This is a genomic window from Polaromonas sp. P3_B1 (assembly GCF_056402935.1).
On the sequence record NZ_JBFUGK010000011.1, the window covers coordinates 34,073 to 59,606 of the forward strand.

At 64.1% G+C, this 25,534-nt stretch carries 25 protein-coding genes and 2 tRNA genes; 18 read left to right on the plus strand and 9 right to left on the minus strand.

The features are described from left to right. Nucleotides 1-2: 2 nt before the first annotated feature. From AC1DXS_RS08390 to AC1DXS_RS08430, 9 genes are all read left to right on the plus strand, one after another. Complete coding sequence (locus AC1DXS_RS08390; RefSeq protein ID WP_477737058.1) at nucleotides 3-665, plus strand: 1-acyl-sn-glycerol-3-phosphate acyltransferase; 663 nt, start codon at nucleotides 3-5, stop codon at nucleotides 663-665. Next, on the plus strand, nucleotides 662-1,579 hold the full coding sequence (gene hemF, locus AC1DXS_RS08395) for an oxygen-dependent coproporphyrinogen oxidase (RefSeq protein ID WP_477737059.1): 918 nt from the start codon (nucleotides 662-664) through the stop codon (nucleotides 1,577-1,579). Before AC1DXS_RS08390 ends, hemF begins: the two co-directional genes overlap by 4 nt. Beyond that, nucleotides 1,576-2,208 carry a nicotinate (nicotinamide) nucleotide adenylyltransferase gene (nadD, locus tag AC1DXS_RS08400; protein WP_477737060.1) on the plus strand — a complete coding sequence of 211 codons (633 nt, stop codon included), beginning with the start codon at nucleotides 1,576-1,578 and terminating at the stop codon, nucleotides 2,206-2,208. The genes hemF and nadD overlap by 4 nt, the downstream gene beginning before the upstream one ends. Before the next feature lie 29 nt (nucleotides 2,209-2,237). Next, a complete protein-coding gene (gene rsfS, locus AC1DXS_RS08405; protein WP_477737061.1) occupies nucleotides 2,238-3,053 on the plus strand; it encodes a ribosome silencing factor in 816 nt (271 codons plus the stop codon). Further along, entirely contained in the window at nucleotides 3,050-3,517 is a 468-nt protein-coding gene (gene rlmH / locus AC1DXS_RS08410) for a 23S rRNA (pseudouridine(1915)-N(3))-methyltransferase RlmH (protein ID WP_477737062.1), read from the plus strand. The genes rsfS and rlmH overlap by 4 nt, the downstream gene beginning before the upstream one ends. A 143-nt stretch (nucleotides 3,518-3,660) precedes the next feature. Next, nucleotides 3,661-4,263 carry a Maf family protein gene (locus tag AC1DXS_RS08415; protein ID WP_477737063.1) on the plus strand — a complete coding sequence of 201 codons (603 nt, stop codon included), beginning with the start codon at nucleotides 3,661-3,663 and terminating at the stop codon, nucleotides 4,261-4,263. A 28-nt stretch (nucleotides 4,264-4,291) separates the two neighbouring features. Next, nucleotides 4,292-5,776, plus strand: a complete 1,485-nt coding sequence (rng, locus tag AC1DXS_RS08420) for a ribonuclease G (RefSeq protein WP_477737064.1) — start codon at nucleotides 4,292-4,294, stop codon at nucleotides 5,774-5,776. Nucleotides 5,777-5,791: 15 nt separating this feature from the next. Beyond that, a complete protein-coding gene (locus tag AC1DXS_RS08425; protein ID WP_477737065.1) occupies nucleotides 5,792-6,535 on the plus strand; it encodes a polysaccharide deacetylase family protein in 744 nt (247 codons plus the stop codon). After that, nucleotides 6,532-7,722 (plus strand): glycosyltransferase family 4 protein, encoded by a 1,191-nt coding sequence (locus tag AC1DXS_RS08430; protein ID WP_477737066.1) that lies wholly within the window; start codon nucleotides 6,532-6,534, stop codon nucleotides 7,720-7,722. The genes AC1DXS_RS08425 and AC1DXS_RS08430 overlap by 4 nt, the downstream gene beginning before the upstream one ends. An 11-nt stretch (nucleotides 7,723-7,733) precedes the next feature. On the opposite strand, the gene AC1DXS_RS08435 is transcribed toward AC1DXS_RS08430, so the two are convergent. Genes AC1DXS_RS08435 through AC1DXS_RS08445 form a run of 3 tightly spaced genes read right to left on the minus strand, consistent with a single transcriptional unit; the run spans nucleotide 7,734 to nucleotide 11,646 of the window. Continuing rightward, nucleotides 7,734-8,606, minus strand: a complete 873-nt coding sequence (locus AC1DXS_RS08435; protein ID WP_477737067.1) for a glycosyltransferase family protein — start codon at nucleotides 8,604-8,606, stop codon at nucleotides 7,734-7,736. A 14-nt stretch (nucleotides 8,607-8,620) separates the two neighbouring features. Then, entirely contained in the window at nucleotides 8,621-10,402 is a 1,782-nt protein-coding gene (msbA, locus tag AC1DXS_RS08440) for a lipid A export permease/ATP-binding protein MsbA (RefSeq protein ID WP_477737068.1), read from the minus strand. Then, nucleotides 10,399-11,646 (minus strand): O-antigen ligase family protein, encoded by a 1,248-nt coding sequence (locus AC1DXS_RS08445; protein WP_477737069.1) that lies wholly within the window; start codon nucleotides 11,644-11,646, stop codon nucleotides 10,399-10,401. Before AC1DXS_RS08445 ends, msbA begins: the two co-directional genes overlap by 4 nt. 177 nt (nucleotides 11,647-11,823) lie before the next feature. Here AC1DXS_RS08445 and AC1DXS_RS08450 point away from each other — a divergent pair, with 177 nt between their 5' ends. The 9 genes from AC1DXS_RS08450 to AC1DXS_RS08490 all read left to right on the plus strand — a co-directional run bounded on the left by AC1DXS_RS08450 (nucleotide 11,824) and on the right by AC1DXS_RS08490 (nucleotide 18,373). After that, complete coding sequence (locus AC1DXS_RS08450) at nucleotides 11,824-12,594, plus strand: glycosyltransferase family 2 protein (RefSeq protein ID WP_477737070.1); 771 nt, start codon at nucleotides 11,824-11,826, stop codon at nucleotides 12,592-12,594. Continuing rightward, nucleotides 12,591-13,463 carry a glycosyltransferase family 2 protein gene (locus tag AC1DXS_RS08455; RefSeq protein ID WP_477737071.1) on the plus strand — a complete coding sequence of 291 codons (873 nt, stop codon included), beginning with the start codon at nucleotides 12,591-12,593 and terminating at the stop codon, nucleotides 13,461-13,463. The genes AC1DXS_RS08450 and AC1DXS_RS08455 overlap by 4 nt, the downstream gene beginning before the upstream one ends. Further along, nucleotides 13,460-14,761 (plus strand): Tol-Pal system beta propeller repeat protein TolB, encoded by a 1,302-nt coding sequence (tolB, locus tag AC1DXS_RS08460; RefSeq protein ID WP_477737072.1) that lies wholly within the window; start codon nucleotides 13,460-13,462, stop codon nucleotides 14,759-14,761. The genes AC1DXS_RS08455 and tolB overlap by 4 nt, the downstream gene beginning before the upstream one ends. Nucleotides 14,762-14,834: 73 nt before the next feature. Next, nucleotides 14,835-15,368 (plus strand): peptidoglycan-associated lipoprotein Pal, encoded by a 534-nt coding sequence (gene pal / locus AC1DXS_RS08465; RefSeq protein WP_477737073.1) that lies wholly within the window; start codon nucleotides 14,835-14,837, stop codon nucleotides 15,366-15,368. 14 nt (nucleotides 15,369-15,382) lie between these two features. Then, nucleotides 15,383-16,144, plus strand: a complete 762-nt coding sequence (ybgF, locus tag AC1DXS_RS08470) for a tol-pal system protein YbgF (protein ID WP_477737074.1) — start codon at nucleotides 15,383-15,385, stop codon at nucleotides 16,142-16,144. 48 nt (nucleotides 16,145-16,192) lie between these two features. Further along, nucleotides 16,193-17,308, plus strand: coding sequence for a YeeE/YedE family protein (locus AC1DXS_RS08475; protein ID WP_477737075.1), 1,116 nt, complete (start codon nucleotides 16,193-16,195; stop codon nucleotides 17,306-17,308). Between the two features lie 21 nt (nucleotides 17,309-17,329). Next, nucleotides 17,330-18,109 carry a tRNA threonylcarbamoyladenosine dehydratase gene (locus AC1DXS_RS08480; RefSeq protein WP_477737076.1) on the plus strand — a complete coding sequence of 260 codons (780 nt, stop codon included), beginning with the start codon at nucleotides 17,330-17,332 and terminating at the stop codon, nucleotides 18,107-18,109. A gap of 104 nt (nucleotides 18,110-18,213) precedes the next feature. After that, nucleotides 18,214-18,289 (plus strand) — tRNA-Lys (locus AC1DXS_RS08485). A gap of 8 nt (nucleotides 18,290-18,297) precedes the next feature. Further along, a tRNA-Lys gene (locus tag AC1DXS_RS08490) sits at nucleotides 18,298-18,373 on the plus strand. A 91-nt stretch (nucleotides 18,374-18,464) separates the two neighbouring features. Here AC1DXS_RS08490 and AC1DXS_RS08495 read toward each other — a convergent pair. The 6 genes from AC1DXS_RS08495 to dapD form a co-directional block, all read right to left on the minus strand. Further along, a complete protein-coding gene (locus AC1DXS_RS08495; protein WP_477737077.1) occupies nucleotides 18,465-18,968 on the minus strand; it encodes a hypothetical protein in 504 nt (167 codons plus the stop codon). A gap of 53 nt (nucleotides 18,969-19,021) precedes the next feature. After that, entirely contained in the window at nucleotides 19,022-21,034 is a 2,013-nt protein-coding gene (locus tag AC1DXS_RS08500; protein ID WP_477737078.1) for an ABC-F family ATP-binding cassette domain-containing protein, read from the minus strand. 102 nt (nucleotides 21,035-21,136) lie between these two features. Then, complete coding sequence (gene prmB, locus AC1DXS_RS08505) at nucleotides 21,137-22,030, minus strand: 50S ribosomal protein L3 N(5)-glutamine methyltransferase (protein ID WP_477737079.1); 894 nt, start codon at nucleotides 22,028-22,030, stop codon at nucleotides 21,137-21,139. Beyond that, nucleotides 22,027-23,190, minus strand: a complete 1,164-nt coding sequence (gene dapE / locus AC1DXS_RS08510; RefSeq protein ID WP_477737080.1) for a succinyl-diaminopimelate desuccinylase — start codon at nucleotides 23,188-23,190, stop codon at nucleotides 22,027-22,029. The genes prmB and dapE overlap by 4 nt, the downstream gene beginning before the upstream one ends. A gap of 315 nt (nucleotides 23,191-23,505) precedes the next feature. After that, nucleotides 23,506-24,651: a PilT/PilU family type 4a pilus ATPase gene (locus AC1DXS_RS08515; protein ID WP_477737081.1), complete on the minus strand. Its 1,146-nt coding sequence runs from the start codon at nucleotides 24,649-24,651 to the stop codon at nucleotides 23,506-23,508. Nucleotides 24,652-24,701: 50 nt separating this feature from the next. Next, on the minus strand, nucleotides 24,702-25,529 hold the full coding sequence (gene dapD / locus AC1DXS_RS08520; protein ID WP_477737082.1) for a 2,3,4,5-tetrahydropyridine-2,6-dicarboxylate N-succinyltransferase: 828 nt from the start codon (nucleotides 25,527-25,529) through the stop codon (nucleotides 24,702-24,704). Between the last annotated feature and the right edge of the window lie 5 nt (nucleotides 25,530-25,534).

Consider the following 25,534-nt stretch of genomic DNA (forward strand, 5'->3'; position numbering starts at 1 on the left):
GCATGAGCGCCGGTTTCCAGCTTCCGCACCCGGTGCAGTTCCGGGGAAGCCGGGTGGCGCAGGCCGTGTTGCGCTGCGCCGGCTGGCGCGCGGACTTTGAAGGCATGCCCGCGCTGCAGGGCGTGTTGCTGGTCTACCCGCACACCTCCAATTGGGATTTTGTGGTGGGCGTATTGCTCAAATGGGCGCTCGGCGTTCCCGTGCAGTTCTGGGGCAAGGATTCGCTGTTTCGCGTCCCTGTTTTCGGCGCCTGGCTGCGTTGGCTGGGCGGGGTGCCGGTCAATCGCAAGGCGCCCAATGGCGCCGTTGCCCAGATGGTGTCCCTGATCCGTGAAAAAAAAGCGCGCGGGGAGTACTTTTGGTTGGCACTCTCGCCCGAAGGCACGCGCCGCTACACGCCGGGCTGGCGCAGCGGCTTTTACCGTGTGGCGCTGGAGGCGGACGTGCCCGTGGGACTGGCGGCGCTCGATTACGCGCACAAGCGCCTGGTGCTGCGGGAGTTTGTCCGTCTGAGCGGGCAGGAGGCGCAGGACATGGCGCGTATTGCGGCCGCGTTTGAAGGCTGCAAAGGTATGGTGCCCGGCGGCGCCGCGCCGGTACAACTTCTCCCTGCGGGCGGGCCGCGAGCCGATACCATTGTGAATCCGGATAAAACATCAGCATGACCGATATTTCAAGCGTTCGAGACTTTCTGCTGGGGCTGCAGCAACGCATCACTGGGGCGATTTCTGCCATCGACGGCCAGGCCTTTGTGGCCGACCGCTGGCAGAAGGAGCCGGGCGAGACGCTGCAGGGCAGCGGCCTGACCATGATCCTGGAACAGGGCCGGGTGTTCGAGCGTGCCGGCTGTGGGTTTTCGCATGTGCGCGGGCCAAAATTGCCGCCCTCGGCGACGCAGCACAGGCCCGAGCTGGCCGGCGCGCCCTTTGAGGCCCTGGGCGTTTCGCTGGTGTTCCACCCGCGCAATCCTTATGTGCCGACGGTGCACATGAACGTGCGCATGCTGGCCGCGACGCCGCCTTCCAGCCCTGATGCGCCGGTATGCTGGTTTGGCGGCGGCATGGACCTGACGCCGTATTACGGTTTTGAAGAGGACGCGGTGCATTTCCACCAGACCTGCAAGGATGCGCTGGCGCCTTTCGGCGAGGACAAATACCCGCGCTTCAAGCAGTGGTGCGACGAATACTTCTACCTCAAGCACCGGCAGGAGCAGCGCGGCATAGGCGGCGTGTTTTTTGATGACTTCCAGGAACTGGGCCCCGACCGCAGCTTTGCCCTGATGCAGGGTGTGGCTGATGCCTTTTTGAAGGCCTACCTTCCCATCGTGGAGCGGCGCAAGGACACGGCCTACGGCGAGCGTGAGCGTGAATTCCAGCTTTACCGGCGCGGCCGCTATGTGGAGTTCAACCTGGTCTGGGACCGCGGGACGCATTTCGGCCTGCAGTCGGGCGGGCGCACCGAGTCCATTTTGATGTCCATGCCGCCGCTGGCGAGCTGGTCCTATCAGCGTGGCGTAGAGCCGGGCAGCGCCGAAGAGCGGCTTTACACCGAATTTTTGCCTCGGCGGGACTGGGTTTGAGTACATCGCCGATTCCGCCGGTCCGGCGCATAGGCGTGTTCGGCGGCGCTTTTGATCCGCCGCACAACGCCCACGTGGCCCTGGCCGGCGCGGCGATCGCGCAGTTCGGCCTGGATACGCTGTATGTGGTGCCCACCGGCCATGCCTGGCACAAGTCGCAGGCCCTGAGCGCACCGGCGCACCGCCTGGCCATGGCCAGATTGGCGTTTGAATCCATCCCCCACGTGCGGGTGGATGAGCGCGAGGTGCAGCGCCCCGGGCCTAGCTTCACCATAGACACATTGCTGGCGCTGCAGGCCGAGAACCCAGGGGCCCGGATCTACCTGTTTATAGGCGCCGACCAGTTCACCGCCTTCCGGCAATGGCACCGCTGGCAGGACATTCTGGGTATTGCTATAATTTGTATAGCTGGCCGTGCACAATCCATGCCGGCCGAACCTCAATTTGAGGCATATGAAGAGCGCAGCGACCGGTTTACCGTGCTCGACCTTCCCTTGATGCCCGTGAGCGCCACCCAGATCCGCCAGCTGACGGCCTCGGGCGCGGCGACGGCAGGCGAAATCACCCGGTTGGTCCCTGAAGCCGTTGCGCGTTATATTTCACAGCACCAGCTGTACCGGTCCCATTAATTTCTCACCTTATCGAAGCACCACACTGCATGACTTCCACCACCGCCAAAACCTCCGCCGCCGCCGACAAAAAGGATGTGCAGAAATTGCAGCGCGCCATCATCGATGGCCTGGAGGACGTCAAGGCGCAGGATATCCAGGTGTTTGACACCGAGCACATCACCTCGCTGTTTGAGCGCGTGATCGTGGCGTCGGGCAGCTCCAACCGCCAGACGAAGGCGCTGGCTGCCAGCGTGCGCGATGCGGTGCGCGACGCCGGCTTTGCCAAGCCGCGCATCGAGGGCGAGGACAACGGCGAGTGGATCATCGTCGACTGCGGCGCGGCCGTGGCGCACATCATGCAGCCGGCCATACGCCAGTACTACCACCTCGAAGAAATCTGGGGTGACAAGCCCATCAAGCTCAAGCTGGGTGCGCCCGCGCCGCTGGTGAAAGCATCCAGGGCTGATGTTGAGCCTGAGGCCAAACCCAAGGCCTCCCGCGCCGGTGCAAAAACTGCAGCCAAGCCGGGCGCCAAGACCGCTGCCAAGTCTGCGGCAAAAGCACCCGCCAAGGCACCCGCCAAAACCGCTGACTCCAGCTATGCAGGCCGTGTCGGCAAGACTCATGACTGGACCGCCAAGCGCAATGCAACCGCGACGGCGGCTGAGCCTGCCGCCAAGCCGGCGCGCGCCGGTGCCAAGACCGCGACTGGCAAGTCGGCAACCAAGCCTGCGGTGAAGACCCCCATCATCAAGGTGCCCGCACCCAAAAAGGTCGCGGCCCGCAAAACGGCGGTTAAAACAGCCGCCAAGACCGCGGCCAAGAAACCCGCCGCCAGGAAAACCGCTTCCCGGAGCAAATGAGGCTGACGATCGTAGCCGTCGGCCAGAAAGTGCCCGACTGGGCCCAGACGGCTTACGAGGACTACGCCAAACGCTTTCCGCCTGAAATCAAGGTCGAGCTCAAGGCCGTCAAGACCGAGCCGCGCGCCTCCAAGACCCTGGACAACCTGCTGACCGCTGAGCGCGGCCGCATAGAGGCCAGCATCGCGCGCGGCACGCGTGTCGTGGCGCTCGATGAACGCGGCACGGCTGTTACCACCGTGGCCCTGGCCGAAAGGCTCAAGGCCTGGCAACTGTCCGGCGACGACGTCGCCATCGTGATAGGCGGGCCCGACGGACTGGACGCCGGCTTCAAGCAGGCCGCGCACGAGCGGCTGCGCCTTTCTGACCTGACCTTGCCCCACGCCATGGTGCGCGTGCTGCTGATTGAGCAGCTTTACCGGGCCTGGAGCATCACGATCAACCATCCCTACCACAGAGAGTAATAAGCCCCCACGCTTTTCACTGCGTCTTCGACTTCGTGTAATGCGCTGCCCCCCCGAGGGGGCGCTGCGCCTGCGGTCTGGCAAAGCCAGTCCCGCGGCCCCTGCTGGTTTGAATACCTTGTTACCTGAATAAATCCTGGTTTATGTCTGCATTTATCTACCTGGCCTCCCAAAGCCCGAGGCGGCGGCAATTGCTGGAGCAGCTCGGCGTACGCCACGAACTGCTGCTGCCGGACGCCGATGAAGACGCGGAATCGCTGGAAGCGGTGCTGAAGAACGAAGCGCCCACGGCTTATGTCCAGCGCGTTACCGGCCTCAAGCTGGACGCGGCGGTCGCCCGCATGAAGCGGCGCAAGCTGCCGCCGGCGCCCATTCTGTGCTCGGACACCACGGTGGCCATGGGGCGCGTGATTTACGGCAAGCCCGAGGACGCCGAGGATGCGGCCCGCATGCTGGGTGAACTGTCGGGCGGCACCCACCGCGTGCTGACGGCCGTGGCCGTGCAGGCCGGGCGCCGCCGTTTCGAGGCGCTGAGCAGCTCGAAGGTCAGTTTCGACGAATTGACGCCCGCCGAGATCCGCAACTACGTCGCCAGCGGCGAGCCCATGGGCAAGGCCGGCGCGTATGCGGTGCAGGGCAGGGTGGCGATGCATATCAGCCGCATCAACGGCAGCTACAGTGGCATCATGGGGCTTCCGCTGAGGGAAACGGCGCTTTTGCTGAAGGCCGCCGGCATCCGGCTTTAGCCTCCACATCACATTTTCCGGGACAAACATGCAGCAAGACATCCTGATCAACTGGTCGCCCCAGGAAACCCGGGTGGCCGTGGTCGAGCACGGCGCGGTGCAGGAACTCCACGTCGAACGCACGCTCGAGCGCGGCCTGGTCGGCAATGTGTACCTGGGGAAAGTGGCGCGCGTGCTGCCCGGCATGCAGTCGGCCTTTATCGACATCGGCCTGGACCGCGCGGCATTTCTGCACGTGGCCGATCTCATGAGCAGCATCAGCAGCCGCCATGGCGACGGGGATGCCCAGGCAACGCCGGGCATGGCCTCGCCGCAACCCATCGAAAAGCAGCTTTTTGAGGGTCAGGCGGTGATGGTGCAGGTGCTCAAGGACCCGATAGGCACCAAGGGCGCGCGCCTGACGGCGCAGATCAGCATCGCCGGCCGCCTGCTGGTGTTCCTGCCGCAAGACAACCACGTCGGCGTTTCACAGAAAATCCCGCCCCGCCAGCGCGAGGAACTGCGCCAGCGCGTACAGGCCCTCGCCGGGGACATGGGCGGCGGTTTCATCCTTCGCACCAATGGCGAGGACGCGACCGATGACGAACTGGCCGAGGACATTACCTATTTGCGCAAGACCTGGGCGCGCATCAAAGATGCGTCACTGCGCCTGCCGCCGGCCTCGGTGCTGCACCAGGACCTCAACCTGCTGCAGCGCGTGCTGCGCGACCTGGTGGTGGAGGGCACGCAGACGATTCGTATCGACTCGCGCGAGCAGTTCGAAAAGCTCAAGACCTTCGCCGCGGAGTTCATGCCGGCCACCGTGCAAAAGCTGCAGCACTACGGCGGCGAACGGCCCATCTTCGACCTCTTCAACATCGATGAGGAAATCGCCAAGGCCCTGGGCCGGCGCGTGGACCTCAAGTCGGGCGGCTACCTGATCATCGACCAGACCGAGGCGCTGACCACGGTGGACGTGAACACCGGCGGTTTTGTCGGCGCGCGCAATTTCGACGACACCATCTTCAAGACCAACCTGGAGGCCTCGCAAGCCATCGCGCGCCAATTGCGGCTGCGCAACCTGGGCGGCATCGTGATCGTCGACTTCATCGACATGATCAAGGAAAACCATCGCGAGGCGGTGCTGGCCGAATTCCAGAAGCAGCTGGCGCGCGACCGCATCAAGACCACGGTCAACGGTTTCTCGGCGCTGGGCCTGCTGGAGATGACGCGCAAGCGCACCCGCGAATCGCTGGCCCACCAGCTCTGCGAGCCTTGCAGCGCCTGCATGGGCAAGGGCGTGGTGAAGACCGCGCGCAGCGTGACTTACGACATCCTGCGCGAGATCCTGCGCGAGGCACGCCAGTTCAACCCGCGCGAATTCCGCGTGGTGGCCTCGCCCAAGGTGATAGAACTCTTTCTCGACGAGGAAAGCCAGCACCTGGCCAGCCTCAGCGATTTCATCCGCAAGCCGATTTCCCTGCAGGCCGAGGCCGCGATGGCGCAGGAGCAATACGACATCGTCCTGCTCTGAATTGTTTCTTCCTTCATGCCGACCCTGAACCGCCAACCCATTCCCATCCTGGTCTACCACCAGATCGCCGAGGCCCCGCCCAAGGGCAGCAGCCCGTTTCGCGGGCTGTATGTGGCGCCTGCGGCTTTTGCGCGGCAAATGGCCTGGCTCAAGCGCCTGGGCTACACGGGCCTGTCCATGGGCGGCCTGATGCCTTATTTGCGCGGCGAGCGCAGCGGCAAGGTGGTGGGCATCACCTTTGACGACGGCTACCGCAACAACCTCACGCATGCCCTGCCGGCGCTGGTGAAGCAAGGCTTTTCGTCCACCTGTTATGCGGTCAGCGGTCTGCTGGGCAAAACCAACATCTGGGACGAGCACATCGGCATACCGCAGACGCCGTTGATGGATGAGGGCGAGATCCGCCAATGGGTAGCGGGCGGGCAGGAGATAGGCTCGCACACACACCGGCATATCAACCTGCTTGAAACCGACGAGCCGGGCTGCGTGGAAGACATGACGCTGGGCAAAACCGGGCTGGAGTCTGTCACGGGCCAGCCGGTCGAACATTTCTGCTACCCCTACGGCCATTTCGAGGCAAGCCACGTGGAAATGGCGCGGACGCTGGGCTTTGCCAGCGCCACCACGACCCAGCGCAGCCGCTGCCACGAGGGCATGGACCTGCTGCAACTGCCGCGGGTGCCGGTGCTGCGCTCGACCACCTTGCCGGTGTTCTGGCTCAAGATCGCCACGGCCTACGAAGACCGCCGGAAAAAATGAGCCAGCCCGCGCCTTCGGCCGCAGCGCCGCAAAGACTCCGCATCGCCGTCTTCAACCGGACTTTCTCGCCGACCGGCGGCGGCGCGGAGCGTTATTCCATCGCCCTGGTCGAGCAGCTTTCAGCGCGGCATGAGGTGCATGTTTTTGCGCAGGAAATCGACCACCAGTGGCCGGGCGTGACGTACCACAAGGTATCGGCCCCGCTGCGCAAGCCGCGCTGGGTCAACCAGCTGTGGTTTGCCACGGCCAGCTGGTGGGCGACGCGAAGCGGCTTTGACATCGTGCACTCCCACGAAAACACCTGGCATGGCGAGGTGCAGACGGTGCACGTGCTGCCGGTCAAGCACAGCCTGTTCCAGGGGCGCCATGGTGTGCGCCGCGTGCTGCGCTGGATCAAGGTCGTGACCAGCCCGCGCCTGCTGGCTTACCTGGGGCTGGAGCGCGCGCGTTATGCGCCCCGCCCTGGCCGGCAGGTGGTGGTGACCTCCGAAAGCCTGCGTCCCATCATGGAGGCCGCCTACCCGGCCAGCCGTCCCGCGCTGTCGGTGGTCACGCCGGGCATCACGATGCCGCGGCTGCCCATCAGTGCAAGCCGCAAAAGCGAGGCGAGGGCTGAGCTGGGTTTGCCGGCAGACGGTATCTGCCTGCTGTTTGTCGGCAACGATTACCGCAAGAAAGGCCTGGAGGGCTTGCTGCGGGCCCTGGCCCAGCTGCCCGCCGAGGTGGCGCTGGCGGTGGTGGGCAACCCGGCGCATATCGCCGAATTCCGCGCGATTGCCGATACGCTGCAGCTGGGCGCGCGCGTGGTTTTCCTGGGCGCGCTCAAGGACGTGGGCCCGGCCTACGAGGCGGCCGATGTGCTGGTGCACCCCACCTTTGAAGATACGTTTGCGATGGTGGTCCTGGAGGCCATGGCCCACGGCCTGCCGGTGGTGGTCAGCGGGCCCCGGTACTGTGGTATCGCCGGGCTGCTGGCGCAGGGTTCCAATGCGCTGCTGTTGGATGCCCCCCGGGATGCGGGTGAACTGGCGCGGGTGCTGGGGGAGTTGCTCGGCCAGGCCACGCTGCGGGAAACGCTGTCGCGCGGCGCCGCGGCGTTTGCCCAAGGCTACCAGTGGCGTGAAATCGCTTTGCAGCAGGAGGCGTTGTACTTCTCAGCCCTTGCGGCAAAGAGCGCGCCAGCCTGAATTGCGTCCCTTCAGGCCACGAGCTTGAAGTGCTTGCGGCTGAAATCCAGCCCCGTCAGCGTCTCTACCTGGCGCATGAAGTGGTACTTGTTTTCCTTGGGCGTGGGTTTGTAGGCCGGGTCAATATTGAGCACCGGCTCGGCTTCCGTCGCCAGCCATTGCTTCACCGCCTCGGGGTGGGTGCCGGTGAAGGGGGCGAGGGCGCGGCGGTCGAACTGGCTGTAGGTGATCCGCGCGGCCCGGGCTTCACCCCAGTACTTGCTGACCTGGTCCAGCTTCTTCTGCATTTCTTCATTGCGGCGTATCCAGCCATAGTGGTAGATATGCGCATTGGCCAGCGCGGCCTGCGGGTTGCGCCCGCGCTTGTGCCGGGTGGTGACCAGCCAGTACTGGCCGTCGGGCGCATAGCTGCGTATGGTGTTGCGGATCAGCCGGCATTCGCGGCGGTACCAGCCGGGGCTGATGGAGATCCAGTCGGGCGAGCCGTAAAAGTGCAGGTAGTCAAAGACCAGCGCCTCGACGGCCGGGTTGTTGTGGTGGCGCTCGACGCTGGCGCGTATGGCCGCTAGCTCTGCCTCGTGCACGAGTTCATCGCCTTCGAGGTAAAAAGCCCAGTCGCCGGTGCACGAATACTGCGCGATCATTTTTTGCTGGGCATAGACAAAGCCGCGGTCGGCCATGCGCTCGTTCCACAGGGTTTCGATGATGCGGATTTTCGGGTCGTTGATGGCTTTCACGCGCTCCAGCGTGTCGTCCTCGCCCTTGCCTACGGCCACGACGAATTCATCGACCAGGGGCAGCAGCGAGCGTATCGAGGCCTCAAACGGAAAGCCCAGGCCCACGCCGTTGCGAATAAAGGTAAAGCCGCTGATGGAGACTGGCATCGGGGAATGACTTTCTAGGCTGCGCCCTGGAAGCCCAGGCGGTAAAGGTGGGCGTAGGCGCCGTTATTTTGAAGCAACTCTGCATGGCTGCCTTGCTCGACGATGCGGCCGGCGTTCATCATGATGATGCGATCGGCGTGCTGGATGGTGGACAGCCGGTGGGCGATGATCAGCGAGGTGCGGCCCGAGGCCAGCCGCTGTATGGCCTCCTGCACGGCTTTTTCCGACTCCGTGTCCAGGGCCGAGGTGGCTTCGTCGAGGATGAGCACCGGCGCATCCTTGTACAGCGCCCGGGCAATCGCCAGGCGCTGGCGCTGGCCGCCGGACAGCTGCATGGCGTTGTGGCCGAGCACGGTGTCTATGCCTTGCGGGAGTTCCTCAAGCAGCTGGCCCAGGTTGGCGGCGGCCAGGCAGCGCACCACCTTGTCGCGGTCAAAGATCTGGCCTAGCGCGACGTTAAAGGCCATGCTGTTGTTGAACATCACGACGTGCTGGCTCACAAAGGCGAACTGCGAGCGCAGGGATGCCAGGTCCCAGTCCCGCAGTTCCGTGCCGTCCAGCCGTATGCTGCCGGTGCTGTAGTCCACAAAGCGCGGCAGCAGGCTGGCCAGGGTGGTTTTGCCGGAGCCGGAAGAGCCAACCAGCGCCACGGTTTCGCCGGCGCGTATCGAGAGGCTGATCTTGTCGAGCGCCGGCGGCGCGTCGGGTTTGTAGGCCACGCTGACATCGGTGAGTTCGATGTCCCCAGCCGCCCGGGCGGTGCTGAAGCTGCCGCTGCTTTCATCCTCAACCAGGTCGACCAGGTCCAGGCCGCGCTCAAGCGCCGCCAGCCCGCGCGTGATCGGCGTGGCGCCGTCGGAGAGGCTTTTGATGGGGGCGATCAGCAGCAGCATGGCCGTCACAAAGGCCACAAAGCCGCCCACCGTGGTGGTGTTTTCCGAGCCCTGCAGCAGCGCAATGGAGATCACAGCCGACAGGGCCATGGCGGCCAGTACCTGGGTGATGGCGCTCATACCGGCATAGGCGACGGTGGATTTGATGGACAGCCGGCGCAGCGTGTTGCTCAGTCCCTCAAAGCGCGAAGCCTGGCCGGCCTGCGCGCCGTGCAGGCGCACGTCACGGTGGGCCAGCACGTTTTCTTCCACGACATAGGCCAGGTTGTCGGTGGCGACCTGGCTTTCACGGGTCAGGCGGTAAAGGCGCCGCGTCAGCAGCTGGATCACCAGCGCGACGGCCGGAAACAGCAAGGAGACGATCAGCATCAGCTTCCAGTTGAGATAGAGTAGGTAGACCACCAGGGCCGCCAGGGTGAGCACGTCCCGCGCCAGTTTCATGACCGCGTTGATCATCATCGACGAGCCGTTGAACACCTCGTAGACCACGGTGTTGGCAATGGCGCTGGAAGACTGGTCGGCGAACAGCGACAGGCGCGAACTCAGCAGCTTGCCGAACATGGCCCGGCGCAGGGATTGGAGGCCCTCGTTGGTGACCTTGGCCAGGGCGTATTGCGCCACAAAGCCCGAGATGCCGCGCACGGCGAACAGCAGGATCAGGGTCACCGGCACGAGCCAGAGGTCCAGCGCGCCTTTCTGGAAGCCGCGGTCCAGCAGGGGCTTGAGTAGCGCCGGCACAAAGGGCTCGGTGGCCGAGGCGACGATGGTCGCGCCCACAGCGAGCGCCCAACCCGTGCGCGAACCGCTGAAATAAGGCCAGACCCGCGCGAGGCGGCGCCACAGGCTCGGCCTTGCCGTGGTTGCCGCGACAGCGGCGGGGGAGGTGTCGGGGGATGAGCTCACGTTGCGGGTTCGGCTGTGGGCGGGGCGGCGGGTTTGCTGAGACCCAATGCCAGCAGCAAGCCGATCAGGACGCAGAAGAAATCCCCGATCAGCCCGTCGTAGAGGGTTGAATTGAACAGGCAGGCCACAGCCAGTGCCAGCAAGGCAGACTGCGCGGCCCGGGCATAGGGCGCTTCCATCCTCAATGTGTCACGCAGCACGGAGAGCATGAAGGCCGCGATGAGCAGCAAACCGGGAATGCCAAGCTGCAAGCCCCATAGCAGGTATTCCTGGTGCGGGTTGCTGCCGCGGTTGATGGCCTTGTGCTGGGGGTTGTCCTGCCGCTCCAGCCGGTCGTACTCGGTGCTCCAGCTTCCGAYGCCTGCGCCGGCCAGCGGCCGTTGGGCAATCACCTGGGCGGCCCGGCGCCAGAACGCGAGCCGCACACCGGATGAGCTGGTGGCATCGTTTTTGGCCGAGTAGGCCTGCACCTCCGTCTTGACGAGGGTCAGCCGCTCCCGCACGGCAGGCGAGCCGGCAAACAGGATTGCCACCAGCAAAAACGGCAGCACGGCGACGAGCACACGGTATTTTTTGGGGAGCTGCCACATGATGGCCAGGGACAGCAATGCGACGCCGACCAGCTGGCCGCTGCGGCCGACCATCACAAAAAATACGTTCGCCAGGGAGATGAGCGCCACCCCGATGGCGATTCGCGAACCGAAGCGGCCGGGCACCAGACCCCTCAAATGCCAGCACACCGCGGCAAACGCCGCGCTCATGATGCCCTGGTCAAGATAGCCCGAAAACACCGTGTAGTGCGTGACGGTTGTCCGGGAGCTGGCCCAGGCGACCGGCATGTCGGCAAAGAGCATCCATGAGCTGACCACGACCAGCAACTGCGTGATCGCGAATGCCGCGAGGGCCAAGAGGGCCTCGCGGCGGTCACGGATCAGGGCCATCATCGCCAGGATGATCAGGAGCTTGCCATACTTGGCGAGGGAGCCTGCGGCCTCCTGCAGTGGCGCAACCGTCCAGAACAGGCTCAGCGCAAAGGCCAGCAGCACGGCCAGCACAGCCGGCAGCGTGAAGGTTTTAGCTAGGGGCACACCGTCCTGTGAGAGGCCTTTACGCTGGAGCAGAGCCCCCACGACGCCGAGCAGCAGCAACAGTTTGGCGATGCTGATGATGGCGATCGACAATCCCACGGAGGCCGCCGCCAGGCAGATGATGGCGAGCCGGAAGTTGATTGTTTTTGTTCGCAAAATGGTCTGGGTTGCCGTACGGGTTGCCCGCATTATCGGCGATTCCGTTTCCGGCCAAGGCCTCGGAGACCGGGGGCCTCTGCTATGCTGTCAGCGCGCCGGGAGGGGCCGTGGAAGGGGCCGTTTCACTGGCAAAATCCGGGGCGGTTTTCCTTCACACCACTACAAAGGCATTCGTTGGCAAGTTTGTCCGTCACAGTCATCACCCACAACGAGGCCCACAACATGGAGGCCTGCCTGCGCTCCGTGAGCTTCGCGGACCAGGTGGTGGTGCTGGACTCCGGCAGCACCGACGACACCGTGCAGATTGCCCGCTCCCTGGGCGCCGAGGTCAGCATCAGCCCCGACTGGCAGGGCTTCGGCATTCAAAAGAACCGGGCCCTGGCCCTGGCCACTTCAGACTGGGTGCTGTCACTCGACGCGGACGAGCGGGTCACGCCCGAGCTGCAGCTGGAAATCCTGGCCTGCCTGCAGGCGCCGGCCTTTGATGTGTATTCCTTTCCCCGGCTCTCGAGTTATTGCGGGCAGTACATGCGCCATTCGGGCTGGTACCCCGACCGGGTCACCCGCCTGTTTCGCCGCACTTCGGCCCGCTTCAGCGATGACCTGGTGCACGAAAAAATCCTGACTGATGCACCGGCCGGCCAGTTGCGCTCGCAATTGCTGCACGAAAGTTTTCGCAACTTCGAGGCGGTTCTGGACAAGGCCAACCGCTATTCCACGGCGGGCGCCCAAAGCCTGCTGGACAAAGGCAAGACGGCCTCGGTGGGCAAGGCGATAGGGCACGGCCTGTGGGCATTCATACGCACCTACTTTCTGCGCCTGGGTTTTCTTGACGGCAGGATGGGTCTGGTACTGGCCATTTCGAACGCCGAGGGCACGTATTACCGCTACCTGAAGCTCTGGCTGCTGCGCCGGGACGGCAAGGGAGCGCCGGCCCCGCGATGAAAATCAGCTTCATCGTCCTGACCTACAACCGCAGCGACGCGCTGCTGGCGGTGCTGCGATCGTTGGCTGCGCAATGCGGCGAGGGCCATGAAGTGCTGGTGGCCGACGACGGCTCGCGGCCCGAGCAGGTGCGCATGCTGTTTGAGCAGTGCCCTGAGTTCAAATGCCCGGTCCGTCATATCTGGCATCCCGATGTGGGCTTTACCGCGGCGCGGGCGCGCAATCTGGGGGCCAGCCAGGCAAGCGGTGACTACCTGGTCTTTCTGGACGGCGACTGCGTGCCCAACAAGGACTTTGTGGCGGCTCATACGCGCCTGGCCGAAAAAGGCTGCTTTGTGAACGGCAGCAGGGTGCTTATCAGTGAACGTCTGACAGAGGCTGTAGTCAATGGCGCTATCGAGCTGCCCGGCCGTCCTGTATGGTTCTGGCTGGGCGCGCGGCTCTCGGGGGACAGCAACAAATTATTGCACCTGCTCCCCTGGCCGCGGCGTTTATTCAGGGTAAAACAGGACTTTCTCTGGCATGGCATACGCAGTTGCAACCTGGGCGTCTGGCGCACTGACTTTGGCGATGTCAACGGATTTGACGAAACTTTCCAGGGCTGGGGGCATGAAGATGCCGATCTGGTGCTTCGGCTTCACCACCTGGGCATCCACCGCAAAAACGGTTTCCTGGGCACTGAAGTCTTCCATCTCTGGCACCGCGAGAACCCGCGCGAGCAGGAGTCCATCAACAAAAAAAGGGTGCTTGAGCGCATGAAAACCGATGTGATCCTGGCCGAACAAGGGCTTCGGGAACTTGATCCTTCCGTCGCCATCAATTCCAACGTCAAAATAACCTCCCTGAACGGATCCAACTCTCCCCTATGAGCATTGCACCTTTCACCGCACCCTTGTTACGCCGTCGTACCCTTGTCAGCCTGCTGGCTGCCGGCGCCGTTCCTGCTTTGCCGGCCTTCGCGCAATTTCGCGTCGAGGTCTCCGGCGTGGGCTTGACCCAGCTGCCCATTGCCGTTGCCGCGTTCCGCGGAGACACCCAAGCCCCCCAAAAAATCGGCAGCATCGTGCGGGCCGACCTCGAACGCAGCGGCATGTTCCGCCCCGTCGACACGACAGGCGTCGCTGCGGACGAGAACACCCGCCCGGACCTGGCCGCCTGGCGGCAAAAGGGCGCGGATTCCATGGTCACAGGCAGCGTGACGCTGCTGGCCGACGGCCGCTACGACGTGCGCCTGCGCCTCTGGGACATCGTGCGCGGGCAGGACCTGGGCGGCCAGAGCTACACCGTGGGCCCGGCCGACCTGCGGCTTTCAGCACACCGCATCTCCGATTTTGTCTATGAAAAACTGACCGGCGATAAGGGCATCTTCTCGACGCGCATCGCCTACGTCACCAAGGCGGCCCAGAAGTACAACCTCTGGGTGGCGGACTCCGACGGGGAGGGCGCGCAGTCGGCCCTGACCAGTCCGGAGCCCATCATTTCGCCTGCCTGGTCACCCAACGGCGCGCAACTGGCCTATGTGTCTTTTGAGTCGCGCAAGCCGGTGATCTACGCACACGAGGTGGCCAGCGGCAAGCGGCGCTTGCTGGCGAACTTCCGCGGCTCCAACAGCGCGCCGGCCTGGTCGCCGGACGGCAAGCAACTGGTGGCGACGCTGAGCCGCGACGGCGGCTCGCAACTCTATGCCATAGGCCTCAACGGCGGCGAGCCCAAGCGCTTGACCCAGTCTTCGAGCATTGATACGGAGCCCGCCTTTTCGCCCGACGGGCGCTACATCTATTTCGTCAGCGATCGCGGTGGCGCGCCGCAGATATACCGCATGAGTCCGAACGGCGGCAATGCCGAACGCGTGACCTTCACCGGGACCTACAACATCTCCCCGGCGATCAGCCCGGACGGACGCTGGCTGGCCTATATCTCCCGGGTGGGCGGCGCCTTCAAGCTGCACGTCATGGAACTTGCCACCGGGACCGTCACTCCAATCACCGAAACCACGGCTGACGAAAGCCCGAGCTTCGCGCCCAACAGTCGCCTGATCGTCTACGCCACCCACCAGCAGGGCAGGGAAGCGCTGATGACCACCACGCTGGACGGCAAGATCAAGGCAAAACTGTCTGGCGCCAGCGGCGACATCCGGGAGCCGGATTGGGGCCCTTTCCAGCGCTGATCAGCAGCGGCAAGCAATCACGGTCAAGCAGTCCTTTTCCAACAGGTTCGTTTTTATTTTCCAGAGGTACTTCATGAAACGCAGCATTTTTTCCATCATTTCCTCTCTCATCCTGGCGGCCACGCTGACGGCTTGCGGTTCCGGTGTCAAGCTCAACGACGTTCCCGTCGAAGACCGCACCGGTACTGCCCAGCAGGGCGATCCGTCGGGCGCCACCGGCACGGGTGTCGCACCCGTGAAGGTCGAGGGTGCCGACGCCTCGCTCGCCGGACCGGCGAATGTGGCCAAGGTCATCTACTTTGATTTCGACAGCTATGTGGTCAAGCCCGAATTCCAGGGCGCCATCGAAGCCCACGCCAAGTACCTGACCGCCAACAAAACCCGCAAGATGGCCATCGAAGGCCACACCGACGAGCGCGGCGGCCGTGAGTACAACCTGGCCCTGGGCCAGAAGCGCGCCGAAGCCGTTCGCCGCGCGCTGGGCCTGCTGGGCGTGTCGGATGCGCAGGTGGAGGCTGTGAGCTTCGGCAAAGAAAAACCTGCGGTGCAAGGCTCCGACGAGGAAGCCATGGCAAAGAACCGCCGCGCTGAACTCAACTACCGCTAAGCCGGACTCCGACAGTGAAGACCTTCCGGATCGCCGCGACCCTTGCGGCCGGCCTGCTGGCGTTTAATGCGCATGCGGGGCTGTTTGAAGACGACGAGGCTCGCCGTGCGATCCTCGACTTGCGCCAGAAAGTCGATGCGGCGCAAACGCGCACGGCCGAAGAGCTGCGCAGGACCACTGAGGACAACGCCCAGTTGCGCCGCAGCCTGCTGGATTTGTCCAACCAGATCGAGGCCCTGCGCAACGAACTCGCCACCATGCGCGGGCAGAACGAGAACCTCACCCGCAGCGTGGCCGAGATGCAGCGCACCCAGAAGGACCTGACCACCGGCGTGGACGAACGCCTGCGCAAATTCGAGCCCGGCAAAGTCAACGTCGACGGCAAGGAGTTTGTCGCCGAGCCGGCCGAACGGCAGGAGTTCGAGGCCGCGCTGGCCACGCTTCGCAAGGGCGACTTTGCGGCCGCGCAGACCAGCTTCCTGGCCTTCATGAAGCGCTATCCGCAAACCGGCTACCGGGCTTCAGCCTTGTTCTGGCTGKGCAATGCGCAGTACGCCTTGCGCAACTACCGTGACGCGGTGACCAATTTCCGGTCCCTGGTGACGGCCGAGCCCGACCATATGCGCGCGCCGGAGGCCATGCTTTCCATGGCCAATTGCCAGATAGAGCTCAAAGACGCCAAGTCGGCCCGCAAGACGCTGGAGGACCTGATCAAGGCCTATCCCCAGGCCGAAGCGGCTTCCGTCGCCAAGGATCGCCTTGCAAAGTTGAAGTAGCGGGGCGCTTCAAAGGAGCATATGTTCATTCCCAACTAAAATTGGGCGATGGACATCTCCGCACTCAACAGTCTCACGGCCCAGGTTCTCTGGGCCGGTTTCATTCTGGCCATGGTTTTCGGTGCGATCGCGCAGCGCACGCACTTCTGCACCATGGGCGCCGTCAGCGACATCGTCAACATGGGCGACTGGACGCGCATGCGCATGTGGGGCATGGCCATTGGCGTAGCCATGATCGGCTTCTTCACCATGGCCGCGGCCGGCGTCATCGATCCCGCCAAGACGCTTTATGCCTCCAACCGCTTTATCTGGCTTTCCGCCCTGGTGGGCGGCGCGATGTTCGGCTTCGGCATGGTGCTGGCTTCGGGCTGCGGCAGCAAAACGCTGGTGCGTATAGGCGGCGGCAGCCTGAAATCTGTGGTCGTGTTTGCGGTGATGGGCATCGCGGCTTTCGCCACGCTCAAGGGCATCACCGCCGTAGTCCGTGTGGCCACCGTCGACAAGGTCGCGATTGATTTCACCGCCAACGCGACCTTGCCGAACTGGGTTGCCGGCGTGGTCGGCATCACGCCGGCCGCTGCCGGCATAGGCCTGGCCATCCTGATCGGCATGGGCCTGATCGTCTGGGCGCTGTTCAACGAAGAGTTCCGCCGCTTCGACAACCTGCTTGCGGGCCTCGGCATAGGCGGCGTCATTGCGGCCATGTGGTGGGTCAGCGGTCGCCTGGGCTATGTGGCCGAGCACCCCGAGACGCTGCAGGAAGCCTTTCTGGCCACCAACTCGGGCCGGGCTGAGGCCTTGAGCTTTGTCTCGCCCGTGGCCTACACCGTGGACTGGCTGATGTTCTTCAGCGACAAGAGCAAGGTGCTCACGCTGGGCCTTGTTTCCGTGTTTGGCGTCGTAGTCGGCTCGGCCGTCTATGCGCTGTTGTCGCGCAGCTTCCGCTGGGAAGGCTTTCGCGACGCGGAAGACACGGCCAACCACCTGGTGGGCGCCACGCTGATGGGGGTGGGCGGTGTCTGCGCCATGGGTTGTACCGTGGGGCAGGGCCTGTCGGGCATCTCGACCCTGAGCTTCACGAGCTTTGTGGCGCTGGCGGCCATACTCGCGGGCTGCGTGGCGGGCCTGAAGTACCAGGTCTGGCGGCTTGAGCGCCAGGCCTGAGGCGCGCACCGATTCACGGCCATGAGCTCCCTGATCGAAGAACTCCCTGCCGACCTGGAGCGCCGCTTCGGCGGCCTTGCACGCCTTTACGGCGCGGCGGGCGCGCAGCGCATACGCCAGGCGCACATCGTGGTCGTGGGCCTGGGCGGCGTGGGCTCCTGGGCGGCCGAAGCCGCCGCCCGCAGTGGTGTGGCCCGGTTGACCCTCATTGACCTGGACCACATCGCCGAATCCAACATCAATCGGCAGGTTCATGCGCTGGACAGCACCCTGGGGCAGGCCAAGGTGCAGGCCATGCGCGAGCGCATCGCGCAAATCCACCCGGGCTGCCGCGTCGACGGCATCGAAGAGTTCGTCGACGCGGCCAACTGGCCCGGCATTCTGGGCCTGGAAAACGGCTTTGACCGCAAGCAGCTGGCCGTCATCGACGCCTGCGACCAGGTCAAAGCCAAGACGGCCATGGCCGCCTGGGCGATCGCCAACAAGGTGAACCTGGTCAGTGTGGGCGCGGCGGGCGGCAAGCGGCTGGCGCACCGCGTGGACATCGACGACCTGGCGCTGGTCACGCATGACCCTCTGCTGGCGCAGCTGCGCTATCGGCTGCGCAAGGAGCACGGCGCGGCGCGCAAAGGAAAAATAGGCGTGGCCTGCGTATTCAGCCGCGAGGCTGTGCTGCAGCCTGCAGCGGCGGCCCAAAGCGACGGCAGCCTGAACTGCCACGGGTATGGGTCGGTGGTGAGCGTGACCTCGACTTTCGGACTGTGCGCGGCCGGCTGGGCACTCGACAAAATTGCCGCTTGAGTTTTTGCGGGGCGCTAAAAAACCACGCTATAATTCAAGGCTTTGCTGCTCTTGAAGTGGCAAACACCGAAATGTATCGCAAGGGAAACCGTGTGATATAAATCGGGACCATAGCTCAGTTGGTAGAGCAGCGGACTTTTAATCCGTTTGTCGTGGGTTCGACCCCCGCTGGTCCCACCAGAATTTTCGGGTTCTTAGCTCAGTTGGTAGAGCAGCGGACTCTTAATCCGTAGGTCGACAGTTCGAATCTGTCAGAACCCACCATCCTTCAAAAGGACTTGGCCGAAAGGTCAAGTCCTTTTGTTTTTGGTGCGCCGAAATCGCGGATCCTGGCCTCAGGCCGACTCAGCTTGGCTCAGCCCGAATAGCCCAGCGCCGGCACATCCAGCTGCGCCTGCTTCGCCACCCGTATGCAGTCCTTCATGTGCTCTTCACCGAAGTAGCGGATGGCGGCATAGCCGACAGCCGCCGCGACGACCTGGCCGGCCAGAGGAACATATTTGGCAGCCTGTTTGGCCGTCAGGCGCACGCCTATCTTGGTGGCGGCCTTGATGACCAGGTCGCGGCTGATGAATTTGCCGATCAGCACGGAGCCCACCAGGGTCACGGCCTTCTGCACCTGGTCGCGCTTCTTCGGCTCGAGCTGGTCGAGCTGCTGCGGCGTGAGGCCGAATTCCTTGTTGATCTCGGGAATGAGTTGGGACAGCAGGGCCGCATCCACCATCCAGTCGAGCCCAGGCACCGGCACCGCGCTGGCAGCGGCCGCGACCACGGCGCGCTTGTTGAGCAGCTTGCGGCTGCGTTTGACGGCGGCCGAGAGGGCCGCGTTGTCCGCAGCCATGTCCAAAGCGGAAGGCATGGATCAAACCCTTTCAAATACAGGGCCCCGCGGAAGAGGGCCTTGCGGCCACTTTACACCGCTGCGGTTTCGATTTGCTCGGTCAGCTCCAGCCACCGCTCTTCCAGCATGCCTATTTCGCCTTCGATGGCTTTGAGGCGCTTGCCGGCCTGTGCAAGCTCGGCCGGCGCGGTGGTGGTGGCCAGCAGGGCTTGCAGGCTGTCGCGTTCCGTGTTGAGTGCCTTCATGCGTTGGTCGATTTTTTCCACTTCCTTGCGCAGTGGCTTGGTGGCTTCGGCTTGCTGCTGGCGGCGTTGCGCGTCGAGCTTGCGCTGCTCCGGCGTTTCGCGCGGTACGGGCTTTTTCTCTTCAACGGCCGCAGCCGGCGCGGCTGCTTTCGTGGCCGCGGCCGGGGCCGCGTTGCCGGCCTTCTTGGCTTCCTCGCGCTGGCGCTTGGCTTCGTCGAGCAAGTAGCGCTGGTAGTCGTCCAGGTCGCCGTCAAAGGGCGCCACGCCGCCGCGCGAGACCATCCAGAATTCGTCGCAGACGGCGCGCAGCAGGGCGCGGTCGTGGCTGACCAGCATCACCGTGCCTTCAAACTCGTTGAGCGCCATCGACAGCGCCTCGCGCGTGGCCAGGTCCAGGTGGTTGGTCGGCTCATCGAGCAGCAGCAGGTTGGGGCGCTGCCAGACGATCATGCACAGCACCAGCCGGGCCTTTTCGCCGCCGCTCATGCTGCCCACGGCCTGTTTGACCATGTCGCCGCTGAAATTGAACATGCCCAGGAAGGCGCGCAAGTCCTGCTCGCGCGTCTGCTGGCCGCTGATGCGGCCGGCGGCCGTGGTTTCCTTGACGAGCTGGATCATGTGCTCCAGCGGTGTGTCGGCCGGGCGCAGCACGTCGAGTTCCTGCTGGGCGAAATAGCCGATGTTCAGGCCTTTGCCTTCGGTCATTTCACCGCTGATGGGCGCCAGTGCGCGCGCCACAGTCTTGACCAGGGTGGACTTGCCCTGGCCGTTGGCGCCCAGGATGCCTATGCGCTGGCCGGCCAGCACCGATTTGCTGACGTTCTGCACGATGACCGTGGGCGGCGTGCCTTCAGGTGCGCCTTCGGGCGGCGGATAGCCGAAGAAGGCGTTCTGCATCGACAGCATGGGATTGGGCAGGTTGGCCGGCTCCTTGAACTCGAAGGTGAAATCGGCTTCGGCCAGCAGCGGCGCGATTTTTTCCATGCGGTCCAGCGCCTTGACCCGGCTTTGCGCCTGTTTGGCCTTGCTGGCCTTGGCCTTGAAGCGCGCAATGAACTTTTGCAGGTGGGCGATCTTGTCCTGCTGCTTGGCAAAGGCGGTTTGCTGCAGCGCCATCTGCTCGGAACGCAGGTCTTCGAACTTGCTGTAGTTGCCGCCGTAGCGGGTCAGCTTCGCGTTTTCGATGTGCACCGTGACATCGGTCACGGCGTCGAGAAATTCGCGGTCGTGGCTGATGACCAGCATGGTGCCCTGGTATTTTTTCAACCACGCTTCCAGCCAGACCAACGCGTCCAGGTCCAGGTGGTTGGTGGGTTCGTCGAGCAGCAGCAGGTCGGACGGGCACATCAGCGCGCGTGCCAGTTGCAGGCGCATGCGCCAGCCGCCGGAAAAGCTGTTGACGGGGTTGTCGAGCTCGCTGACCTTGAAGCCCAGCCCGAGGATCAGGGCCTGGGCCCGGGCCTGCGCGTCGTGCGCGCCGGCGTCGTAGAGCGCCATGTAGGCATGGGCCATGCGGTCGCCGTCGCCGCTGGCCTCCGAGGCGTCCACCTCGGCCTGCGCGGCCAGCAGCACCACGTCGCCCTCGACCACAAAGGCGGTCGCGCTCTGGTCGGTCTCCGGCATGTCCTGCGCCACCTGCGCCATGCTCCACTGCGCGGGAATCGAGAAATCGCCGCCGTCTTCGTGCAGCGAGCCGTTGAGCATGGCGAACAGCGAGGACTTGCCCGCGCCGTTGCGGCCCACCAGCCCGATTTTTTCGCCGGGGTTGAGGGTGACGGACGCGCTGTCCAGAATCACTTTGGCGCCGCGGCGCAGCACGACGTTTTTGAGGGTAATCATTGAATTGGAAACTTCAGGAAAATTAATCGGGCGGCGAGGGCACATGCGCCTGGCATGCCATGCAAGCGCTACGCCAGCCCATAAGGCGAGGCGGGAACCGCTTCAAGCCAGTTGTTCGCGCGTCAGCAGCAGGACCTGGTCGGCGCCCGAGCTGGTTTCGAACCACAGCGGTTGAAGTGTCGGGAAGGCGCGCTCGAAATTCTCGCGCTCATTGCCGATTTCCAGCACCAGCACCGCATTTTCGCTCATATGGCGGGCCGCGTTTTGAATCAGGCCCCGAATGAAGTCCATGCCGTCACTGCCGCCGGCCAGCGCCAGGTCCGGTTCCGCGCGGAATTCGGGGGGCAGGGCGGCCATGCTGGCCGCATTCACATAGGGCGGATTGCACAGGATGAGGTCGTACTGGCCCGCGCAGGCGGCCAGGCCGTCGGACTCAATCAAGGTGATGCGGCTGTCCAGGTGGTGGCGGTCCACGTTGATGCGGGCCACGGCCAGGGCGTCCAGGCTGATGTCGGCGGCCTCCACAACGACGTCAGGGTAGGTGATGGCCGCCAGCACGGCCAGGCTTCCGTTGCCGGTGCACAGGTCGAGCACGCGGTGGGTATGTTCGCTCAGCCAGGGGTCTATGCTGGCGTCGGCCAGCAGTTCGGCGATCAGGGAGCGGGGAATGATCACGCGCTCGTCCACGTAAAAGGACAGGCCCATCAGCCAGGCTTCGTTGGTGAGGTAGGCGGCGGGCTTGCGAGTGCTGATGCGCGCGTCCAGCAGCGCGGCAACCTGCGCCTCTTCGTCTGCGCTCACCGGCCGGGTCTCGGCCGAATCAAGGTCGTCCAGGGGCAGGCCCAGCTTCCAGAGCACCAGCCAGGCGGCTTCGTCGAAGGCGTTCGTCGTGCCCTGACCGAAGCCGTCGGCAAAGTTCAGGCCCGCGGCGTCCAGCCTGGCCGCCATCTGCTCGACCAGCGCCAGTACCGTCAGGGGTGTTGCGGACTTCGTCATGCCGCGGCCAGCCGTTCCAGCACGCCCTTGTAGATGTTCTTGAGCGGATCGAGTGAGCTCACCGGCACATGTTCGTTGATCTTGTGGATGGTGGCGTTCAGCGGGCCGAATTCGATGACCTGGGGGCATATCTTGGCAATGAAACGCCCGTCGCTGGTGCCGCCCGTAGTGGAGAGCTCGGTCTGCAAGCCGGTTTCGGCCTCGATGGCGCCGCGCACCGCATCGACCAGCGTGCCGGGCGTGGTCAAAAAGGGCAGGCCGCCCAGCGTCCACTTGAGGTCGTAGTCGAGCTGGTGCCGGCTCAGCAGCGCCACCAGGCGTTGCTGCAGGCTTTCGGGCGTGGATTCGGTGCAGAAACGGAAGTTGAAGTCCACCACCAGGTCGCCCGGAATGACGTTGGAGGCGCCGGTGCCGCCATGGATGTTGGACACCTGCCAACTCGTGGCCGGGAAGAAGGCATTGCCCTTGTCCCATTCGGTGGCGACCAGCTCAGCCAGTGCGGGCGCGAACAGGTGGATCGGGTTTTTGGCCAGGTGCGGATAGGCAATATGGCCCTGCACACCCTTGACGGTGAGCTTGCCGCTGAGCGTGCCGCGGCGCCCGTTCTTGATCATGTCGCCGAGGTTGGCGACCGAGGTGGGCTCGCCCACGATGCAATAGTCCAGTACCTCACCGCGCGCCTTGAGCTGCTCGCAGACCATGACCGTGCCGTCAACCGCCGGGCCTTCCTCGTCGCTGGTGACCAGGAAGGCGATAGACAGGGCTGGGTCGGGTTGGGCGGCCAGGAACTCCTCGACCGCCACCACCATGGCCGCGATGGAGGTTTTCATGTCGGCGGCGCCGCGACCGAAAAGCATGCCGTCACGGTGGCTGGGCGTGAACGGGTGGCTCAGCCACTGGTCCAGCGGGCCGGTGGGTACCACGTCGGTGTGGCCGGCAAATACAAGCGTCTTGGCCTGGGTTTTGGCGGACGCCGGCTTGCCCGCGCGCTTGGCCCAGAGGTTGGTCACGCGGAAGTTTTCAGGGCCGCTGGTAATGGTTTCGCACTGGAAGCCCAGCGGCGCCAGGCGCTCAATCAACAGGGCCTGACAGCCGGCGTCGTCGGGCGTGACGGAAGGCCGGGCAATCAGTTGCTCGGTGAGCTGCAGGGTTCGGGACATGGTCGTTTAGGGCCTGTTAACACTATGTTTACAAATGCGAATGGGGTGAAAACAGCGCCAATCAAGGCGTGCGACGAATCCCAGACCGGGAGTCTGGGTGAGGAGCGCAACGCGGAGTGGCGCTGTTTTCACCCCATTCCCTCCGGGTTGCGATCAAAAAGGCCCTGCGCGGCGTTGCAAAGCCTTGACGGGGTTCACCCCGCCTGCGTTTTGCGCCTTGCTCAAGGCCTTTTTGACTCGCAACGCATCTTGCAAACATAGTGTTAGCAGGCCCTGGGTTCGAGTCGGCCCGAAGAGACGAGCGCCATCGGGTTTTTAATGTTTCACGTCCAGCGTGATTTCGGTGAAGGACGGTTCGTCATCCGGGTCTTCCTCGGGCTCCAGGGCCTTGGCCTTGACGGCGAAGTCGTTTTCCAGACGCCACATCAGGTTGGTCGGCGAGTCGGCGTACAGAATGCCTTCCTTGCGCGTGACAGTGCCGTCCACAATCAGCTTGGCGATGTCCTGCTCGAAAGTCTGCGAGCCCTCGGCCATGGACTTTTCCATGGCTTCCTTGACGCCCGAGAAGTCGCCTTTTTCAATCAGTTCGGCGATCAGCTTGGTGTTGAGCATGACCTCCACCGCCGGCGTGCGGCCACCGTCCTGCGTGCGCAGCAGGCGCTGCGACACGATGGCCTTGAGTGCCGCGGCCAAATCGCCCAGCATGGTGCTGCGCACCTCGACCGGGTAAAAACTCAGGATACGGTTGAGCGCCTGGTAGCTGTTGTTGGCGTGCATGGTGGCCAGGCACAAATGGCCCGACTGCGCATAGGCAATGGCGGCCGACATGGTTTCGCGGTCGCGGATTTCACCGATCAGGATGACGTCAGGCGCCTGGCGCAGCGCATTCTTGAGCGCCACCTGCAGGGATTGCGTGTCGCTGCCGACTTCGCGCTGGTTGACGACCGACTTCTTGTTGGTGAACAGGAACTCGACCGGGTCTTCGATCGTGAGGATGTGACCCAGGGATATCTCGTTGCGGCGGTCCATCATCGCGGCCAGCGTGGTGCTCTTGCCGGCGCCGGTGGAGCCCACCATCAGCAGCAGGCCGCGTTTTTCCATGATCAGGTCGGCCAGGATGGGCGGCACGTTCAGGGTGTCCAGCGGCGGAATTTCCGTGGGAATGAAGCGGATCACAGCGGCATAAGTGCTGCGCTGCCTGAAGGCGCTGATCCGGAAGTTGCCCAGGCCGGCAATCGGCAAGGCCATGTTGAGTTCACCGATTTCCTCCAGCTCCTCGATGCGCTCGGGCGGAACGACTTCAGCCAACAGGTTGCGCGGCGCGTCCGGCGGCAGGATTTGCGCATTGATGGGAATGGCCTGGCCGTTGATCTTGATCAGGGCGGGCGAATGGGCCGACAGGTAAACGTCCGACGCTTTTTTGTCCGCCATCAAACGAAGGATTCTTTCCATCGTGCTCATAGTCCGCTCCCAATCATTTCAATCTATCAATCAAACCGCAAGGAAAGTGCTCAATCCCGGAGCAGGTCGTTCAGGCTGGTGGTGGAGCGGGTTTTCGCGTCCACACGCTTGACGATCACCGCGCAATACATGCTGTACTTGCCGCCGGCCTTGGGCAGGTTGCCCGAAACCACGACGGAACCCGCGGGAACGCGGCCGTAGGTGACGGTGTCGGCTTCGCGGTCGTAAATCGGCGTGCTCTGGCCGATGTAGACGCCCATGGAGATGACCGAGTTTTCTTCCACGATCACGCCTTCGACGACTTCGGAGCGCGCGCCTATGAAGCAGTTGTCCTCAATGATGGTGGGGTTGGCCTGCAGGGGCTCGAGCACGCCGCCCAGGCCCACGCCGCCGGAGAGGTGGACATTGTTGCCGACCTGTGCGCAGCTGCCCACGGTGGCCCAGGTGTCGACCATGGTGCCTTCACCGACCCAGGCGCCGATGTTGACGTAGCTGGGCATCAGGATCGCGCCCTTGGCGATGTAGCTGCCGCGGCGCGCCACGGCGGGCGGCACCACGCGCACGCCGGTGGCGCGCATTTCACTTTCGCTCAGGTGGGCGAACTTGGTAGGCACCTTGTCGAAAAAGCCCAGGTCGCCGGCGCGCATCAGTTCGTTGTCCTTCAGGCGAAAGCTCAGCAGCACGGCCTTTTTGATCCACTGGTGGGTGGTCCACTGGCCCACGCCTTCGCGGGTCGCCACGCGCAGCTTGCCGCTGTTGAGCTGGGCGATGGTGTGTTCGACGGCGTCCAGCACGTCCTTGGGCGCCGATTGCACCGACAGGTTCGCGCGATTTTCCCAGGCCGCGTCAATGGTGCTTTGCAGGTTGTCTTGTGTCATGTTGG